The organism is Micromonospora marina (assembly GCF_900091565.1).
Classification (GTDB): Bacteria; Actinomycetota; Actinomycetes; order Mycobacteriales; family Micromonosporaceae; genus Micromonospora; species Micromonospora marina.
Genome location: NZ_FMCV01000035.1, coordinates 13,044 through 29,387, shown reverse-complemented (window position 1 = coordinate 29,387; position 16,344 = coordinate 13,044). Strand labels below are relative to the sequence as shown.

Genomic DNA, 16,344 nt, shown 5'->3' with positions numbered 1-16,344 from the left:
CTGTCCAAGGAGTGGACCGGAAACGAGGAAGTGCCTTCTGATCAGGGAAAATAGGACTTGCTGAGGGTCCGATGTTCCTGTCACGGAAGGCACTTGCTGGATGAAGGCTACCGCAATACGTCCGAAGATCATGGTGACTGGAGACGGGCGGGGCATCGTCGGGCACGCTGGTGCCCGGCTGCTCGCTGATCTGGCTGATGCGACCGGCCTGACCAGCGCGTTCAGCCACGCCCTTGCGGGTCTGCGGCAGCGGCAGCGCGGGCACGACCCGGGTCGGATCGCCGTCGATCTTGCCGTGATGCTCGCCGACGGTGGTGAGGCCATCGCTGACCTGGCAGTACTACGAGACCAACAGGCGCTGTTCGGGCCGGTGGCGTCCGACCCGACCGCGTGGCGGCTGTTGTCGCAGCTCGACGACACGGTGCTGGTCGATCTGCGGTCTGCACGGGCACACGCCCGTGAGGTCGCTTGGGCCCAGCACGCCGAGGTCCGCGGTGACCTGCCGCAGCCGATGGTGGCCGGCCGGCAGGTTGACGGCCTGGTCCTGGACATCGACGCGACCATCGTGATCTGCCACTCCGGCAAGGAATCAGCGACCCGCACCTGGAAGAAGACGTTCGGCTACCACCCGCTGCTGTGCTTCCTGGACAACACCGGCGAAGCCCTCGCCGGCCTGCTGCGCGAAGGCCGGGCCGGATCCAACACCACCACCGACCACATCACCGTGCTCGACCAGGCCCTCGCTCAGCTTCCCGACGCCCACCGGCACGGCACCCCGATCCTGCTGCGCGCCGATTCGGCTGGTTCCAGTCACGGCTTCCTCGCCCACATCCGGTCCTTGCGCGAGCAGCACCACCTGGACATCCGGTTCTCCGTCGGTGCCGCGATCACCGCCGGCGTGCGCGAGGCGATCCGGGCTGCGACCGGCTGGGCTCCCGCCGTCGACACCGTCGGTGACCTGCGTGAACATGCCGAGGTCTGCGAGATCACGGGCCTGTTCGACGCCACCGGCTGGCCGGAGGGCACCCGGTTCCTGGTCCGCCGGGAACGCCCGCACCCCGGTGCCCAACTGTCGCTGTTCGACACCATCGAGGGCTGGCGGCATCAGGTCGTCGCCACCGACACCCCACCCGGCGGCGGCAGCGTCCAGTTCCTGGAGGCCCGGCACCGGGCACACGCCCGCGTTGAAGACCGCATCCGCACCGGCAAGAACACCGGTTTCGGCCGGTTCCCGTCCCGACACTTCGCCATCAACCAGGCCTGGCTCCAGTTGGCGCTGACCGGCATCGACCTGCTCGCCTGGACCCAGAACCTGCTCCTGGACGGCGAACTGGCCACCGCCGAGCCCAAGAAGCTGCGTTACCGGCTGCTACACGTCGCCGCCCGGATCACCCGCACCGCCCGCAGGACACGACTCGCCATCGCCGCCAACTGGCCCTGGGCCAACGCCCTGACCAGCGCATTCAACAAGCTCGCCGCACTACCCCGGCCCACCGGCTGACGTCGAGGCTCACGCTCCAACCCGCAACACGGAGGAACCCGGCCCAGCGCCGGGCCCTCAGCATGCCAACAAAGCGGCAAAACCAGCGCGAATCAACTTCATCGATAACAAGCTATGGATCCATGCTCAAGTGAAAGACCGAGGCTAGCGGATCTCCTGGTCGGCTGTCGCCAGATCGTCCAGGCTTCGCAGGCGAGCGCCCTGCCGGAAGAACGACCCTGGCCCCGTCCGGGGAGGCTGGTAGCCCTTGTGGTGCCCGGCGAGGTGATCAGCGGCGGTTCGACGGCGAGGAAGAGGCGTCACGCCCTACAGACGCCCTGACGGGTGATTGCGGTGGTGTTTCCGCAGCTCAGCGGGGACGCTGCTTCCAGAATCCGGCGTACAGGTCGACTCGTCCGTCGCCCACCAGCTCAGAGCGGATCCTCCCCGCTTACCGGAACCCACAGCACCGCGGCAGCGAACCCCCGTCGGCCTGCGCGCCCTGCCTCGCGAACGGGTGGCTTGCGGATCTTGCCACGACCACCGCGCACTGGCAGGCTTCGAAGATGACCTTGCTCAGGCTGAACGAGCCCCTTCCCGGGCAGTATTCGCTGCTGCTGGATGCCGGGACTGCTCCAGTTGACAGTGTGATCGGGGAGCTTGGTCACGAGCCCAACGGCTACTTCTGGGCAGGTGTCGCGGAAGTTCTTGTCAGCACCGAATCTCCGGCGCTCGAAGGTCGTTTCGCCTACGACCCTGAGGCCGGCATGTTCTGCGCCTACGGCACCGATCGAGGCGCGCTACAGGAACTCGAGGCCTTGATGAACACGGTCGCCACCGACGGGGAACGCATGCGGCGGCTGGTCACTGACGCCGAAGCGCGCGGGTTCGAGTTCGACGACTGACACGCGAAGGTGGCCGGTCCCGGTTCGCGGAAGCCCGGCTGTGACTCCGGAGTGGCCGCCGTGTTCGCCGGGGTGCTCGGCCGGTGGCGGCGCTGGCATCGTTACCCGTCACCGTTCGGGGAGGAGCGGCGATGACAGACGAGCCGGTCGAGGTGGCGTCGCCCCTGCGCGAGTGCATCATCTTCTGCGAGGTCGAGTGCGTTCGCCCGAGCTGCGGGATCGACGCCGCCCGCCCGGCCGAGGGGACGCGGACGAGAAACTGGCTGGCTGACCGGGCCGGGTGCGGCAGTGGTGGCCGACCGGCGGACGGCACCGGCTGGGTGGTGCTCGCCGACCCGGAGGGCATCCTCCGCAGCGACGCCGAGGCGGCCGCCACCCGATCGTGACAGGACCAGCCACTCCAGCGTTCTTGGAGTTGTGGCGCCGCGCGGCGGGGACGGCGCGGGCTGTGAGGGCCGGTGTGGCACGCTGCGGTGGTGATCGAGCTTGCGGACATCCAGGCGGCCGCCGACCGGATCGCCGACGTCGTGGTGCACACCCCGACCGTGCCCAGCCCGGGACTGACCGAGCTGCTCGGCGTACCGGTCACCGCCAAGCTGGAGCTGCTGCAACGTACCGGCTCGTTCAAGGCCCGGGGCGCGGCGGCGAAGCTGCTCGCGCTCGACGACGCGGAGCGGGCGGCCGGGGTGGTGGCGGTCAGCGGCGGTAACCACGGCATCGCGGTCGCGGTGATGGCCGGTGCTCTCGGGGTGACGGCGACTGTGGTCATGCCCCGCACGGCGCCGGCGCGCGCGGTCGAGGTGGCCCGTGCGGCGGGCGCGGACGTGCGCCTCACCGAGGACATGGCCGGCGCGTTCGCCCTGATGAACCGGCTGCGGGACGAGGGCGTGACGCTACTGCACCCGTTCGACGACCCGATCGTGCTCGCCGGGCAGGGCACCGTCGGGCTGGAGTTCGCCGACGACGCCGGTGAGCTGACCGACGTGCTGGTCAGCATCGGCGGGGGCGCCCTGATCTCGGGTGTGGCGGCGGCGCTGCGGGCGCGACGGCCGGGGGTACGGATCTGGGGCGTGGAGACCGAGGGCGCGCAGGCGATGTCGCAGGCGATCGCGAAGGGCGGTCCGGTCGAGGTGCCGCTGTCGTCGATCGTGACCACGCTCAGCGCGCCGAGCGTCTCGCAGCTCACCTACGACCATGTGACCGCGCTGGTGAGCGACGTTCTCGTGGTCTCCGACGCCGAGGCGGTGCGGGGCACCGTCGAGTTGGCCGAGCACGCCAAGGTGTGGGCCGAGCCGGCCGCCGGGTGCCTGCTGCCTGCCGCCCGTCGGGTGGTCGAGCGGATGGGTGGCGACGCCCGGCTGGGCCTGGTGGTCTGCGGCGGCAACGCCACGGTGGCCGACGTGACCGCGTGGGCCGGCCGCTTCGGCGTCTGACCCACCGCACCCACCGTTGCGCGGCGCGACCGCACCACCGCTGCGCGGCGCGACCGCGCCGACCGGGCCGCCGCGGCAGGCGCCCCACCGCCGCGCCACGACAACCACAGGACCCGGAGGTACGCCGGCCGCCCGCGGCCCGGACGGGTGGGACCGAGACGACCGGCGTACGTCAGGACGTGGCCGGGCTGACGCCGTCGAGCAGTTCGGCGAGCCGGGCCGCTGTGGTCGGGGCGTGCAGGTGCAGCCGCGCCACGTTGATGCTGTCCGTGCCGATCACGGCGAGCAGCGCGTGCCCGTTGATCGCGTACACGCTGAGGTAGCCGCCGGCGTTACGTACCGTGGACTGCTGGAAGTCGCCCTGCCCGAGCCGGAGCCCGACCTGACGGCCGAGCCCGTACATGGTGGCGGCGAGCGCGGCCAGGTCGTCCGGGTCGGCACCGTTCTGCAGGTTGTGCGTGACGAGCAGGCCGTCGACGCCGCCGAGGACGCAGCCGTGCACGCCGGGGATCTGCAACCGCAGCGTGGAGAGTTCCTGGCCGATGGCCGGGTACGGCAACGCCGGGTTGCCGGCCAGCGACTGAGGGAGCGCCTGTGGCGGCGGCAGGGTGCCGGGCTGGGGACGCGCACGGCGGGGAAGGTCGTCCACCCGGCTCACAGTTCCAGGCTCTCCTCGATCGCGCGCAGCTGGTGTCTGGCCATCGCGAGGTTGGCCCGGCTCTTGCTCACCATCAGGTAGAGGAACAGGCCCTTGCCGGTGCGGTTGCTCAGCGGGCGGATCAGGTGGTACTGGCTGCCGAGCGTGATCAGGATGTCCTCGATCTCGTCGTCGAGCCTGAGCATCTCGATGGTGCGCAGCTTGGCGCGTACGACGTCGGTGTTGCCGGCGGCGGCGACGGTCAGGTCGATCTCGCCGGTGCCCCCGGCGACGCCGAGGGTCATGCCACTGGTGTAGTCGACGAGCGCGGCCCCGATCGCGCCGTCGATGTCCATCGCGTTCTTCAGCGCGATGTCAAGGTTGCCCACGATTTTTCTCTCCCCAGCTCGGGCCGCTGTCCACCGGAGCGGGTGGGCAGCGGGTTCGGTCCGTCGAGGTTCGCATACGGAGTCGGGGCCCGCACCCGGGCCGCTGGTGATCCACCTGAGCGGTCCCCACGGGACCGGCCACCGGTCCCCGCATGGGAACGCGCCGTCCGATGGCCGATTCCCGGCTGGGCTGCTACGACGCCGTCCTCAGCGGGTCGGGAGGCGCAGATCGCGCAGGCCCGACCAGGACGCGAGCGCGGCCATCTCGGCGTGCACGGCGGCGGTCAGCTCCGGGGTGAAGGGCACGTCCGGGTGGATCGCGTCGACCCGCAGCACCGACGCCCTGCGGTCGGCGGTCGCGTCGACCTTGCCCACCAGCCGGTCGTGGTGCAGCACCGGCAGGGCGAAGTAGCCCCAGCGCCGCTGCGTCTTCGGCACGTACATCTCCAGCCGGTAGTCGAAGTCGAACAGCTCCTTGGCGCGGACCCGGTCGTGCACGAGCCGGTCGAAGGGGGAGAGCAGTGCGGTGCGGCCGGTGAACGGCGCGTCGTCCAGCGCGGCCGGGGCGACCCGCCAGACGCCGGACGTGCCCTCGATCCGCGCCGGCTCGCCCGCGTCGCCGACCACGGCCGCCCGGGCGACGCCGAGCGAACCCAGCCGCCGTTCGGCGCGTCGCCGCGCGGCCTCCTCGGCGGAGACCGGGGCGGTGGCCGGGTAGACCCGTTCGGCCAGGTCCCAGGTACGTTGGCGGCCGACCCGCCCGGCGACGGCGACCTCGCCCCGGGCGGCGAGGAACTCCAGCATCTGGGTGACGTTGCGGTTGTTCGTCCAGCCACTGGACGGCCACGGCACCACGCTGCGGTCCTCGATGTCCCGGCTGAGCCGGGGGCCGGCGTCGCGCAGCACGTCCAGCACGTAGCGGCGGAAGCTGTCGTTGGCGGCCAGCCAGTCCCGCCGTCGGGCGTCGGGGGGCCAGGCGGCCATCTCGGCGAGGTGCAGGGACAGGTCGGCCATCGGCCTGATCATGGCCCGGTGCTCGAAGAGGCTGCGCTCGTGTTCGAGTGCGCGGACCAGGTCGTTCGGGTGGTAGCCGGCGCCCAGGCGGGTCCAGGCCACCAGGTCGGCGTTGGGTGCGACCGCGGCGGTCGGGTCGATCTGCAGGAACGTCAACCGGTCCACAGTCGACAACAGGTCGGCCGGCCGGTGGGCGTCGAGCAGTTGAGCGCGGACGGCGATCCGGCGGGCGGTGGCGCGGTCGAGCAGGTGCGGGGTCACAGCCGCGAGGCTAGTCCGTCGGCCCGCCGGGGGCTTCGACTGGAAGGAAGCCGACCCGGCCGTCGCCGGTCACCCGGCCCGCCGCTACTACCGCCTGACCGGCGTGGGCATCCGGTCGGCCCGGCTGGCACTGGCCGAGCTGCGTGCCGACCTGGCCCGGGAGTGGACCGCCGAGCTGGCTCGCACCAGCCGTCGCTGGAGGATGGTCCGGTACGCTGCGAGCCAGGCCGTCCGCCGGGCGGCCACGCCACCCGAGCATCCGGTGCCGCAGGCCGGTCGGCGGGTGGGTGGCGAACAGCGAGGTGTCCTCCCGGACGGTGAGCTGGCGTTCCAGCGACAGCCGCTCGGCCGCCGCGTCCAGCGCGCGTCCCGTCTCCACCCGCCAGGTGTCCGGCCCGTGGCCGCCGCGTACCGCGGTGGCCACCGACTCGGTCCGCAGGAACGTGTCCAGCAGCCGCCGTGCCGCCGGCGCGGGCCGCCATCTCGTCGGCCAGGTACTCGGCCCGCTAACCGCCGTTGCCACCTCCCGGACCAGGGCGTGCAGCTCCGGCGCCTCCCGTTCGGTGAGCACGTCCAGGTCCCGGTCGAGCCGGCCGAAACGCGGCCGCAGCGCCACCGCGAGCGCGAGGAGCGCCACGCCGCCGACCACCGCGAGGTTCGGGAAGGGGTACGCGAACAGCAGCCACACCCCGGCCACGGCGAGTCCCGCAACGCCGAGCAGGAGCAGCACCGAGATGCCGGTGACCAGAATGCCGGCGAACCCCTGCCCGGCCGGCTCCAGCGACCGGCCGAGCAGGGCGGTGTACTGCCGGCGGGTGAGCCGCGCGGCGAGTCGGTAGGTCCGCCGGTCGACCCGGGACCAGCCGAACTCCGGCGGCTGGCGGCGCGCGTCGTCGGTGTCGAGGTTCCAGTCGCAGCCGGCGCACCAGGGCAACGCCCCGTCCAGCGACACCGGCGTCGCGCCGCATCGCGGACAGGCCCCGTGCCCGTCGTCCTGGTGATCACGAGCGCCGGTCCTGGCTGCTGCCCGCCCGAGCCGGTAGCGGCCGTTCGGACGAGGGCGGGCGTGGCCGGGTCTTCAGCCGTTCCCCGCCACAACCGCCGTGACCAGGTCTAATGTGGAGAAGGATGTGGCTATTTGTGCCGTTCCGGTGGCGGCCAGGCGGTTCCCGGTGCACAGTGATCGCATGAGCGACGACGGAAGTGGTGGGCACTACTACTGGTGCACGCGACACCACCGGGTCGAGACCGATGCCGACGTGTGCCCCGCACGGCACGTTCTCGGACCGTACGCCTCAGCCGCCGACGCGGACAACGCCCTGCAGACGGTGCGGGAGCGCAACGACGCGTGGGACGCCGAGGACGCCCGTTGGGCCGGGGAGGGCCGCTAGACGGCGCGGGAGGGCCCGCGTCGAGGTGATCCGTGCTCCGCGAGGGCGAGAGCACGTCCCCAGGAAAGGGAACCGAGATGGCCGAAGCACAGCAGGCCACCCGCCCGGCCGCGAAACGGACGACCGCGAAGAGAAGCGCCGCGGGCAGGACGACCACGGTCACCAAGGCGTCGCCGAACGCCTCGGGCGCCGGCGCCGGACGGACCCCGGCGAAGAAGGCGGCGGCGAAGAAGGCGGCCGCCAGGAAGGTCGTGTCGGCGGCCCGTAAGGCGCCGGCCACCAAGACCACAACCAGCCGGACGGCGGCGAAGAAGACCACGGGCCGTACGGCGCCGGCCGGCCGGGCCACCGCCAAGAGCGCGCCGGCCAAGAAGACCACGGCGAAGAAGACGACCGCGAAGAAGACCACGGCGGCCAAGAAGACGGCGGCGGCGAAGAAGACCACAGCGGCCCGGAAGACCACGACGGCCCGGACCACCGCGACCGCGAAGAAGGCGCCGGCCCGCAAGACGACGGCGGCGAAGAAGACGACGGCGGCGGCGAAGACCACGGGCGCGCGGAAGGTCACCGCGGCGGCGAAGAAGGCGCCGGCGAAGAAGACCACCGCCTCGACGCGTCCCACGGCGCGCAAGGCGGCGGCGAAGAAGGCACCCGCGCGCAAGACCACCACCGCGCGCAAGAGCACGACGGCGGCGAAGAAGACCACCGCCGCGAAGAAGGCGCCGGCCCGCAAGAGCACGACCGCGAAGACCACCACCGCACGTAAGGCGCCGGCCCGCCGCGCCTGACGCCGCTCCCTCCCGGGAAGCGGAACGTGCGGGGCGCTGTCAGGATTGACCGCGTGGTGATCCGACGCGTACTGGCGCCCCGTATCGACTTCGGCGCGCTGCGCCGCGAGCTGGGACTGCCCGAGGGCTTCCCGGCCGCGGCGCAGCGCGAGGCCGACCTGGCCGCCGCCGCGCCGCCACCGGCCGTCGCCGACCGGACCGACATCCCGTTCGTCACCGTCGACCCGGCGACCTCGCGCGACCTCGACCAGGCCATGCACCTCACCCGCCGTCCCGGCGGCGGCTACCGCGTCCGGTACGCGATCGCGGACGTCCTGACCCACGTACGCCTCGGCGGTGACCTGGAGGCCGAGACGTGGCGCCGGGGGCAGACGGTCTACCTGCCCGACGGCAACGTGCCGCTACACCCGCACACGCTCAGCGAGGGGGCGGCGAGCCTGCTGCCCGACGCCGACCGGGCCGCCGTGCTCTGGACCGTCGACCTGGACGCCGACGGCGGCACCGTCGCCGTCGCGCTGGAGCGGGCGCTGGTGCGCAGCCGGGCCAAGCTCGACTACGCCGGCGTGCAGCGCGACGCCGACGCCGGCCGGCTGCCCGAGCCGATCGCCCTGCTGCCCGAGATCGGGGCCCTGCTCACCGCGCGGGGACTGAGCCGGGGCGCGATCAGCCTGCCGCTGCCGGAGCAGGACGTCGAGTCCGACGGCGACGGGTGGCGGCTGGTGCTGCGCGGGCCCGTCCCGATGGAGGAGCACAACGCCCAGATCTCGCTGCTGACCGGGATGGCCGCGGCAGACATCATGCTGGCCGGCCGGATCGGGCTGCTGCGCACCATGCCCCGCCCACGCCCGGAGGCGGTCGAACGGCTGCGGCTCGCCGCCGGCCCGCTCGGCGTGCCCTGGCCGGACGGCACGCCGGTAGGTCAGGTGCTCGACGGGCTGGACACCTCCCAGCCCCGGGTGGCCGCCTTCGTCGACCAGGCCGCCGAGCTGATGCGCGGCGCCGCGTACACCGCGTTCGACGGGGAACTGCCCGAGCAGCCCGAGCACGGCGGGGTGGCCGCCGCGTACGCGCACGTGACGGCGCCGCTGCGCCGGCTGGCCGACCGCTACGCCACCGAGGTCTGCCTGGCGCTGCACGAGGGCCGCGACGTGCCCGAGCAGGTCCGGGCCGCGCTGCCGAAGCTGCCCGAGGCGATGGCCGCGACCGACCGGATCGCCGGCGCGGCCACCCGGGGCGCGGTGGAGCTGGCCGAGGCGGTGCTGCTCGCGCACCGGGTGGGGGAGACGTTCGATGCAGCGGTGCTCGACGTGGACGAACCGCGTCCGGCGGGCAACGGCCGTCAGGGCCGCCCGCCCGGCGGCACGATCGCGCTCGACGAGCCGCCGGTGCGCGCCCGCTGCACCGGCGAGCTGCCGCTCGGCGAACGCGTCCGGGTGCGGCTCACCGTCGCCGACCCGGCCCAGCGCCGGGTCGCTTTCGAACGGGCGTGACCGGCGCGGCGATTGTCACAGCATCGGGACGCACCGCTCGCCGCCCCGCTTTGCGAGGATGAGCCCATGGCTTACGACGCGACCACGCTGCCCGACGTCTCCGGGCTGACCGTCGGCATCATCGGTGGCACCGGCGACCAGGGACGGGGTCTCGCCTACCGGTTCGCCCGAGCCGGGCAGACCGTGCTGATCGGCTCCCGTACCGCCGAGCGGGCCACCCAGGCCGCCGCCGAGATCGCCGCCCTGCCCGGGGTGCCCGACGGCGCTCTGGTCTCCGGCGGCGACAACGAGGACGTCGCCCGGCGCAGCGACGTGGTGATCGTCGCGGTGCCGTGGGAGGGGCACGCGGCCACCGTCGCCGCGCTCGCCGGACCGCTGACCGGCAAGATCGTGGTGGACTGCGTCAACCCGCTCGGCTTCGACAAGCAGGGCCCGTACGCGCGGACCGTCGCCGAGGGCAGCGCCGTGCAGCAGGCCGCCGCGCTGCTGCCCGAGTCGCGGGTCTGCGCCGCGTTCAACCACGTCAGCGCGCCGCTGCTGGCCGACCCGGAGATCGACCGGATCGACCTGGACGTGCTGATCTGCACCGAGGACCGGGAACTCGTGGGCGTGGTCGCCGCGCTGGCCGCGCGGATCCCCGGCATGCGGGGCATCTACGCCGGGCGGCTGCGCAACGCCCACCAGATCGAGGCGTTCACCGCCAACCTGATCGCGATCAACAAGCGCTACAAGGCGCACGCCGGCATCCGGGTCACCGACCTCTGACGCGCTGCCGCCGTCCCGTTACCTTTTTGATCGTCCCCAGCCGGGGACTGCTCGGTCGCTCGGTCCGGTATGACTACCTGCCCCTGTCGTACGCATGATCCGGGGGGTGTTGTCGCCGGGCCGGGTGGCGTCGGCGGACCGCTGATAGGGACCCGGCCGCCCCTCGTGGGTAGGTCTCTCCGTAACGTGGCTGCCGGCAGTCCGACGCTCTGACCAGCGGCCGAGCCCTTGTGGACCATGGGGAGGCGAGACGTGACCAACGAGTACGGCGTGTTCCTCGGCCTCGATGTCGGCAAGAGCGGCCATCACGCGGTCGCGCTGAGTCCGGCGGGTAAGCGGCTGCATGACGCGGCGTTGCCGAACACCGAGGCTGGGCTGCGGAAACTGTTCGACAAACTCGGCAGGCACGGCCGGATTCTGGCGGTGGTGGACCAGCCTGCCTCGATCGGCGCCCTGCCCGTCGCGGTCGCCCGCGCGTGTGGGCATCAGATCGCCTACCTGCCCGGTCTGGTCATGCGCCGTCTCGCCGACCTGCACCCGGGCACCGCGAAGACCGACGCCCGCGACGCCTACGTGATCGCTGACGCCGCCCGGACGCTGGCGACGACACCCTCGCCGAGCTGGAGATGCTGGTTGGCTACGACGACGACCTCGCCGGTGAGGTCACCCGCGTCGCGAACCGCATCCACGGCCTGCTCACCCAGATTCACCCGCCTCTCGAGCGCGTGCTGGGCCCAAAAGTTCAGCACCAAGCCGTCCTGGAGCTGCTGTCGCGGTGCGGCGGCCCGGCCGGGCTGCGCAAGGCCGGCCGGTCGAAGCTCGCCGAGATCGTCACGCCGCGTGCACCTCGGATGGGCGCCCGCCTCGTCGAGCAGATCTTCACCGCCCTGGACGCCCAAACCGTCGTCGTCCCGGGCACCATCGCCGCCGAAACGATCCTGCCCAGACTCGCCGACAGCCTTCGTGAACTGCTGAAGCAGCGTGACCAGATCGCCGTCCAGGTCGAGGAGATGCTCGATGCGCACCCTCTTGCCGAGGTCCTGATCTCGATGCCCGGCGTTGGGATCAGGACCGCAGCCCGGATCCTGCTCGAAGTCGGCGACGTCACCTCGTTCCCCACCTCCGCTCACCTGGCCGCCTACGCCGGACTCGCGCCTGTCACCCGCCGCTCCGGCACCAGCATCCGCGGCGAGCACCCGCCCAGAGGCGGCAACAAGCAGCTGAAACGCGCGTTCTTCCTATCCGCGTTCGCCGCACTGTCTGACCCGCTGAGCCGGGCCTACTACGACCGCAAGCGCGCCGAGGGCAAGAAACACAACGCCGCTCTCATCTGCCTCGCCCGCCGCCGCGTCGACGTCCTACACGCCATGCTCCGCACCCGAACCCCCTACCAACACAAACCGGCAGAAAAGCTCGCCCTCGCCGCTTGACAAAAACCATAGGGACACCCCCCCCGCCCGCGCCGTGGGCGGTGGGCACGGCGGCAGCGCGTGTTAAGAAGGGGCCCCTCCTCTACGCGAGGCGTTAAGAAGGGGCCCTTCCTTGCACCCTCAGAAGGTGTGCTCGGCCGCGGGGAACTCGCCGTCACGCACCTCGTCGGCGAACCGGCGGGTGGCGTCGGTGAGCGCACCGGCCAGGTCGGCGTAGCGTTTGACGAAACGCGGCGCCCGGCCGGTCCGCAGCCCGGCCATGTCCTGCCAGACCAGCACCTGCCCGTCGGTGTCCGGGCCGGCCCCGATCCCGACGGTGGGGATGGGCAGCTCGGCGGTGACCCGCTTCGCCACCTCGCCGGGCACCATCTCCAGCACCACCGCGAACGCGCCCGCCTCGGCCACCGCCCGCGCGTCGGCGAGCACCTCCTCGGCGGCGTCACCCCGGCCCTGCACCCGGTAGCCACCGAGGGTGTGCTCGCTCTGCGGGGTGAAGCCGACGTGCGCCATCACCGGGATGCCGGCGCCGGTGATCGCCTCGATCTGGGCGGCGCAGCGCCGCCCGCCCTCCAGCTTCACCGCGTGGCAGCCGCCCTCCTTCATGAACCGCACCGCGGTGCGCAGCGCCTGCGCCGGCCCCTCCTCGTACGAGCCGAACGGCAGGTCACCGACGACCAGTGAGTGTTTCGTGGCCCGTACCACGGCACGGACCAGCGGCAGCAACTCCTCGGCGGTCACCGGCAGCGTGGTCTCGTAGCCGAAGACGTTGTTCGCCGCCGAGTCGCCGACCAGCAGCACCGGGATCCCCGCCTGGTCGAAGATCGAGGCCGTGTACTGGTCGTACGAGGTCAGCATCGCCCACCGCTCGCCGCGCTCCTTGGCGGCGATCAGGTCGCGGGCGCGTACCCGCCGGGTGGCCGGCCCGCCGTAGAGGGCGGTCACCTCGGCCGGGGTGGACTCCACCATGACAATCTCCTTCCTCGAGGCCGCGCACGCGGTCCCCGGGTTCCCCGCGATCGTCGCACCGGGCGGCGGGCCGCGGGCAGGTCGGAGTGGAGGATTTCACTCCCCGGCCGGGGAAGCGGTCAGCCGTCCTCGCGCCACCGGTTGGTGATCGGCAGCCGCCGGTCCCGCCCGAACGCCTTCATGGAGATCTTGGTGCCGGGCGCCGACTGCCGTCGCTTGTACTCGGCGGTATCCACCATCCGCAGCACCTTGTCCACCACGGCCGGGTCGTGGCCGGACTCGACCAGGCCGTCGCGGCCCAGGTCGCCGTCGACGTAGCCGATCAGGATCGGGTCGAGCACGTCGTAGTCGGGCAGCGTGTCGCTGTCGAGCTGGCCGGGGCTCAGCTCGGCCGACGGCGGCTTGCCGATCGAGTTCTCCGGGATGGGCGGCGTCTGCCCGCGCCGTACCGCGTCGGCGTTGCGCCACTTCGCCAGCCGCCACACGAGCGTCTTCCAGACGTCCTTGACCGGGTTGTAGCCGCCCACCGAGTCGCCGTAGAGCGTCGAGTAACCCACCGCCAGCTCGCTCTTGTTGCCGGTGGTGAGCACCAGGTGGCCCTCCTGGTTCGACAGCGCCATGAGGATCACGCCGCGTACCCGTGCCTGGAGGTTCTCCACCGCCACCCCGGACAGCGACATGTTCGCCAGGAACGTGTCCACCATCGGCTGGATCGGCTCGACCCGGTAGTCCAGGCCGGTGCGCTTCGCCAGGTCCTCGGCGTCGGTGCGGGAGTGTTCGGAGGAGTGCTGGCTGGGCATCGAGACGCCGACCACGCGGTCCGGGCCGACCGCGTCCACCGCGATCGCCGCCGCCACCGCGGAGTCGATGCCGCCGGACAGGCCGAGCACCACGGACGGGAACCGGTTCTTGTCGACGTAGTCGCGCAGGCCCAGCACCAGCGCGTGCCACACCTCGGGCTCGTCGGCGACCGGCTCGATGACGCCGCCGTCGGCAGCCGGGCCGGACGGCGCGGCCGGGATCGCCGGGAGGTCGTGGCGGGCCACGCGCATCCCGTCGGCCGGTGCGCCGGTCCCGCCGGGCGCACCCGCGGCCGCCGGCAGCTCCAGGTCGTGCACGAGCAGGTGCTCGACGAACTGCGGCGCCCGGGTCAGCAGCGTGCCGTCCGCGGCGACGATCATCGAGTCACCGTCGTAGACCAGCTCGTCCTGGCCGCCGACCATGTTCACGTACGCGACGGCGGCCCCGGCCTCGGCGGCGCGCCGACGCACCAGCGGCAGCCGCACGTCGTCCTTGTTCAGCTCGTACGGCGAGCCGTTGATGCTCAGCACCAGCCCGACGCCGGCCTCCCGGGCCACCGCGAACGGGCCGCCGGCCTGCCACAGGTCCTCGCAGATGGTCAGCGCCACGTCGACCCCGCCCACGCGCACCACCGTCAGCGTGTCACCGGGGACGAAGTAGCGGTCCTCGTCGAAGACGCCGTAGTTGGGCAGGTGGTGCTTGAAGTAGGTGGCCACCACCTCGCCCCGGTGCAGCAGCGCCGCCGCGTTGCGGGCGCCCCGGCCCGGCTCGGCGTCCGAGCTGACCTGCGGGGGGCCGTCCGCGTCCAGGTAGCCGACCAGTACCGGCAGGTCACCGAGACCGTCGGCGGCCAGGTCGGCGGCGAGCCGGTGCAGCGCGGCACGGGACGCGGCCACGAACGAGCGGCGGAACACCAGGTCCTCGACCGGGTAACCGGTGAGCATCAGCTCGGGGAACAGGACGAGCTGGGCGCCGGCGTCGGCGGCCTGACGGGTCCACGTGCGGACCAGGCCGGCGTTGCCGGCGAGGTCGCCTACCGTCGGGTTGACCTGGCACAGGGCGAGACGAAGGGTGGGCATGGCTCCATCTTCCCCCAGCCGTCCGGGACGGCCGGCCGGGGAAGGCGTAACGTCGGCGTAACGAGCCCGGTGGAGACTGGGCGGTCAGGCCCGGCCGGCCCGACCGGTGCGGACGTACGTGTCACGAGGGGTGGAAGTGGACCGTCAGCAGGAGTTCGTCCTCCGCACGCTGGAAGAGCGGGACATCCGTTTCGTCCGGCTGTGGTTCACCGATGTGCTCGGCACGCTCAAGAGCGTCTCGGTGGCCCCGGCGGAGCTGGAGGCGGCCTTCGAGGAGGGCATCGGCTTCGACGGCTCCGCGATCGAGGGCTTCGCCCGGGTGTTCGAGTCGGACATGGTGGCCATGCCGGACCCGACCACGTTCCAGGTCTTCCCGTTCGAGGGCGGGGTCAGCGGCGAGAGCGCCCGGATGTTCTGCGACATCATGCTGCCCGACGGCAGCCCGTCCTGGGCCGACCCGCGGCACGTGCTGCGCCGGATGCTCTCCCGGGCGGCCGACAAGGGCTTCACCTTCTACACCCATCCGGAGATCGAGTTCTTCCTGCTGGAGAACGGTCCGCAGGACGGCTCGGTGCCCATTCCGGTGGACACCGGCGGCTACTTCGAGCACACCACGCACGCCGTCGCGCGGGACTTCCGCCGCCAGGCCGTGCTGGCGCTGGAGCGGATCGGCATCTCGGTGGAGTACAGCCACCACGAGGTCGCCCCCGGCCAGCAGGAGATCGACCTGCGCTACGCCGACGCGCTCACCACCGCCGACAACATCATGACGTTCCGGCACGTGGTGAAGGAGGTCGCGCTCTCCACCGGCGTGCAGGCCAGCTTCATGCCGAAGCCGTTCACCGACCAGCCGGGCAGCGGCATGCACACGCACCTGTCGCTGTTCGAGGGGGAGCGCAACGCGTTCCACGACGCCGGCGACCCGATGAAGCTCTCCAAGGTCGCGAAGTCGTTCATCGCCGGGCTGCTCACCCACGCCCGCGAGTACACCGCCGTCACCAACCAGTGGGTCAACTCGTACAAGCGGCTGTTCCCGCAGGCGCTGCCGGACCGGATCACCGAGAGCCCGGCGTACGTCTGCTGGGGTCACCTGAACCGGTCGGCGCTGGTGCGGGTGCCCGCGTACGGCAAGCCGAACTCGGCCCGGGTCGAGGTCCGCTCGCTGGACTCGGCGACCAACCCCTACCTCGCGTTCGCGGTGATGCTCGGTGCCGGCCTCAAGGGCATCGAGGAGGGCTACGAGCTGCCGCCGGGCGCCGAGGACGACGTCTGGTCGCTGAGCAGCGCCGAGCGCCGCGCCATGGGCTACGAGGCGCTGCCGGAGAACCTGGCCGAGGCGATCGACGTGATGGCCGGGTCCGAGCTGGTCGCCGAGGTGCTCGGCGAGCACGTCTTCGACTTCTTCCTGCGCAACAAGCGCTCCGAGTGGGAGCAGTACCGCCGCGAGGTCACCCCGTACGAGCGGCAGCGTTACCTCTCGCTCTAGATCACGCTGGCGCGGTGCCGCTATCGTCT

General features: G+C 72.3%; 14 protein-coding genes and 2 pseudogenes. 10 read left to right on the top strand and 6 right to left on the bottom strand.

What is annotated here, in order from left to right:
* The first annotated feature begins 100 nt into the window (after positions 1-100).
* The 4 genes and pseudogenes from GA0070215_RS26640 (at position 101) to GA0070215_RS26625 (ending at position 3,818) form a co-directional block, all read left to right on the top strand.
* Positions 101-1,501 carry an IS1380 family transposase gene (locus GA0070215_RS26640; RefSeq protein WP_091050167.1) on the top strand — a complete coding sequence of 467 codons (1,401 nt, stop codon included), beginning with the start codon at positions 101-103 and terminating at the stop codon, positions 1,499-1,501.
* Positions 1,502-2,046: 545 nt separating this feature from the next.
* On the top strand, positions 2,047-2,385 hold the full coding sequence (locus GA0070215_RS26635) for an immunity 51 family protein (protein ID WP_091051307.1): 339 nt from the start codon (positions 2,047-2,049) through the stop codon (positions 2,383-2,385).
* A gap of 287 nt (positions 2,386-2,672) precedes the next feature.
* A pseudogene (locus GA0070215_RS29760) lies at positions 2,673-2,771 on the top strand (VOC family protein); the annotation flags it as partial.
* A gap of 90 nt (positions 2,772-2,861) precedes the next feature.
* The gene (locus GA0070215_RS26625) at positions 2,862-3,818 is read left to right on the top strand and encodes a threonine/serine dehydratase family protein (RefSeq protein WP_091051315.1); all 957 of its coding nucleotides are present in this window, start codon (positions 2,862-2,864) and stop codon (positions 3,816-3,818) included.
* 172 nt (positions 3,819-3,990) lie between these two features.
* On the opposite strand, the gene GA0070215_RS26620 is transcribed toward GA0070215_RS26625, so the two are convergent.
* The 4 genes from GA0070215_RS26620 to GA0070215_RS26605 form a co-directional block, all read right to left on the bottom strand.
* The gene (locus tag GA0070215_RS26620) at positions 3,991-4,476 is read right to left on the bottom strand and encodes a roadblock/LC7 domain-containing protein (RefSeq protein ID WP_018787046.1); all 486 of its coding nucleotides are present in this window, start codon (positions 4,474-4,476) and stop codon (positions 3,991-3,993) included.
* Positions 4,473-4,844 carry a hypothetical protein gene (locus GA0070215_RS26615; protein WP_018787045.1) on the bottom strand — a complete coding sequence of 124 codons (372 nt, stop codon included), beginning with the start codon at positions 4,842-4,844 and terminating at the stop codon, positions 4,473-4,475. Before GA0070215_RS26615 ends, GA0070215_RS26620 begins: the two co-directional genes overlap by 4 nt.
* Positions 4,845-5,051: 207 nt before the next feature.
* Positions 5,052-6,119: a DNA glycosylase AlkZ-like family protein gene (locus GA0070215_RS26610; RefSeq protein WP_091051299.1), complete on the bottom strand. Its 1,068-nt coding sequence runs from the start codon at positions 6,117-6,119 to the stop codon at positions 5,052-5,054.
* A gap of 10 nt (positions 6,120-6,129) precedes the next feature.
* Positions 6,130-7,071 (bottom strand): M48 family metalloprotease, encoded by a 942-nt coding sequence (locus GA0070215_RS26605; RefSeq protein ID WP_091051296.1) that lies wholly within the window; start codon positions 7,069-7,071, stop codon positions 6,130-6,132.
* Positions 7,072-7,306: 235 nt separating this feature from the next.
* On the opposite strand from GA0070215_RS26605, the gene GA0070215_RS26600 reads away from it, so the two are divergent.
* The 5 genes and pseudogenes from GA0070215_RS26600 to GA0070215_RS26580 all read left to right on the top strand — a co-directional run bounded on the left by GA0070215_RS26600 (position 7,307) and on the right by GA0070215_RS26580 (position 11,983).
* The gene (locus GA0070215_RS26600; RefSeq protein WP_018787041.1) at positions 7,307-7,510 is read left to right on the top strand and encodes a hypothetical protein; all 204 of its coding nucleotides are present in this window, start codon (positions 7,307-7,309) and stop codon (positions 7,508-7,510) included.
* A 77-nt stretch (positions 7,511-7,587) separates the two neighbouring features.
* Positions 7,588-8,298 carry a histone gene (locus tag GA0070215_RS26595; protein ID WP_244167162.1) on the top strand — a complete coding sequence of 237 codons (711 nt, stop codon included), beginning with the start codon at positions 7,588-7,590 and terminating at the stop codon, positions 8,296-8,298.
* A gap of 53 nt (positions 8,299-8,351) precedes the next feature.
* Complete coding sequence (locus tag GA0070215_RS26590) at positions 8,352-9,788, top strand: RNB domain-containing ribonuclease (protein WP_091051291.1); 1,437 nt, start codon at positions 8,352-8,354, stop codon at positions 9,786-9,788.
* A gap of 66 nt (positions 9,789-9,854) precedes the next feature.
* The gene (gene npdG / locus GA0070215_RS26585; RefSeq protein ID WP_091051288.1) at positions 9,855-10,553 is read left to right on the top strand and encodes an NADPH-dependent F420 reductase; all 699 of its coding nucleotides are present in this window, start codon (positions 9,855-9,857) and stop codon (positions 10,551-10,553) included.
* A gap of 237 nt (positions 10,554-10,790) precedes the next feature.
* Positions 10,791-11,983: pseudogene (locus GA0070215_RS26580) on the top strand (IS110 family RNA-guided transposase).
* A 120-nt stretch (positions 11,984-12,103) separates the two neighbouring features.
* On the opposite strand, the gene panB reads toward GA0070215_RS26580, so the two are convergent.
* Together panB and GA0070215_RS26570 are read right to left on the bottom strand one after the other, a co-directional pair.
* Complete coding sequence (panB, locus tag GA0070215_RS26575) at positions 12,104-12,949, bottom strand: 3-methyl-2-oxobutanoate hydroxymethyltransferase (protein ID WP_018787037.1); 846 nt, start codon at positions 12,947-12,949, stop codon at positions 12,104-12,106.
* A 119-nt stretch (positions 12,950-13,068) separates the two neighbouring features.
* Complete coding sequence (locus GA0070215_RS26570; protein ID WP_018787036.1) at positions 13,069-14,829, bottom strand: NAD+ synthase; 1,761 nt, start codon at positions 14,827-14,829, stop codon at positions 13,069-13,071.
* Between the two features lie 136 nt (positions 14,830-14,965).
* Here GA0070215_RS26570 and glnA point away from each other — a divergent pair, with 136 nt between their 5' ends.
* Positions 14,966-16,315 carry a type I glutamate--ammonia ligase gene (gene glnA, locus GA0070215_RS26565; protein WP_018787035.1) on the top strand — a complete coding sequence of 450 codons (1,350 nt, stop codon included), beginning with the start codon at positions 14,966-14,968 and terminating at the stop codon, positions 16,313-16,315.
* The last annotated feature ends 29 nt before the right edge of the window (positions 16,316-16,344 follow it).

Coding starts and splice junctions, on each gene's coding strand:
- GA0070215_RS26640 (WP_091050167.1), top strand. CDS start 101: ATGAAGGCTACCGCAATACGTCCGAAGATCATGGTGACTGGAGACGGG.
- GA0070215_RS26635 (WP_091051307.1), top strand. CDS start 2,047: ATGACCTTGCTCAGGCTGAACGAGCCCCTTCCCGGGCAGTATTCGCTG.
- GA0070215_RS26600 (WP_018787041.1), top strand. CDS start 7,307: ATGAGCGACGACGGAAGTGGTGGGCACTACTACTGGTGCACGCGACAC.
- GA0070215_RS26595 (WP_244167162.1), top strand. CDS start 7,588: ATGGCCGAAGCACAGCAGGCCACCCGCCCGGCCGCGAAACGGACGACC.
- npdG (WP_091051288.1), top strand. CDS start 9,855: ATGGCTTACGACGCGACCACGCTGCCCGACGTCTCCGGGCTGACCGTC.
- panB (WP_018787037.1), bottom strand. CDS start 12,949: ATGGTGGAGTCCACCCCGGCCGAGGTGACCGCCCTCTACGGCGGGCCG.
- GA0070215_RS26570 (WP_018787036.1), bottom strand. CDS start 14,829: ATGCCCACCCTTCGTCTCGCCCTGTGCCAGGTCAACCCGACGGTAGGC.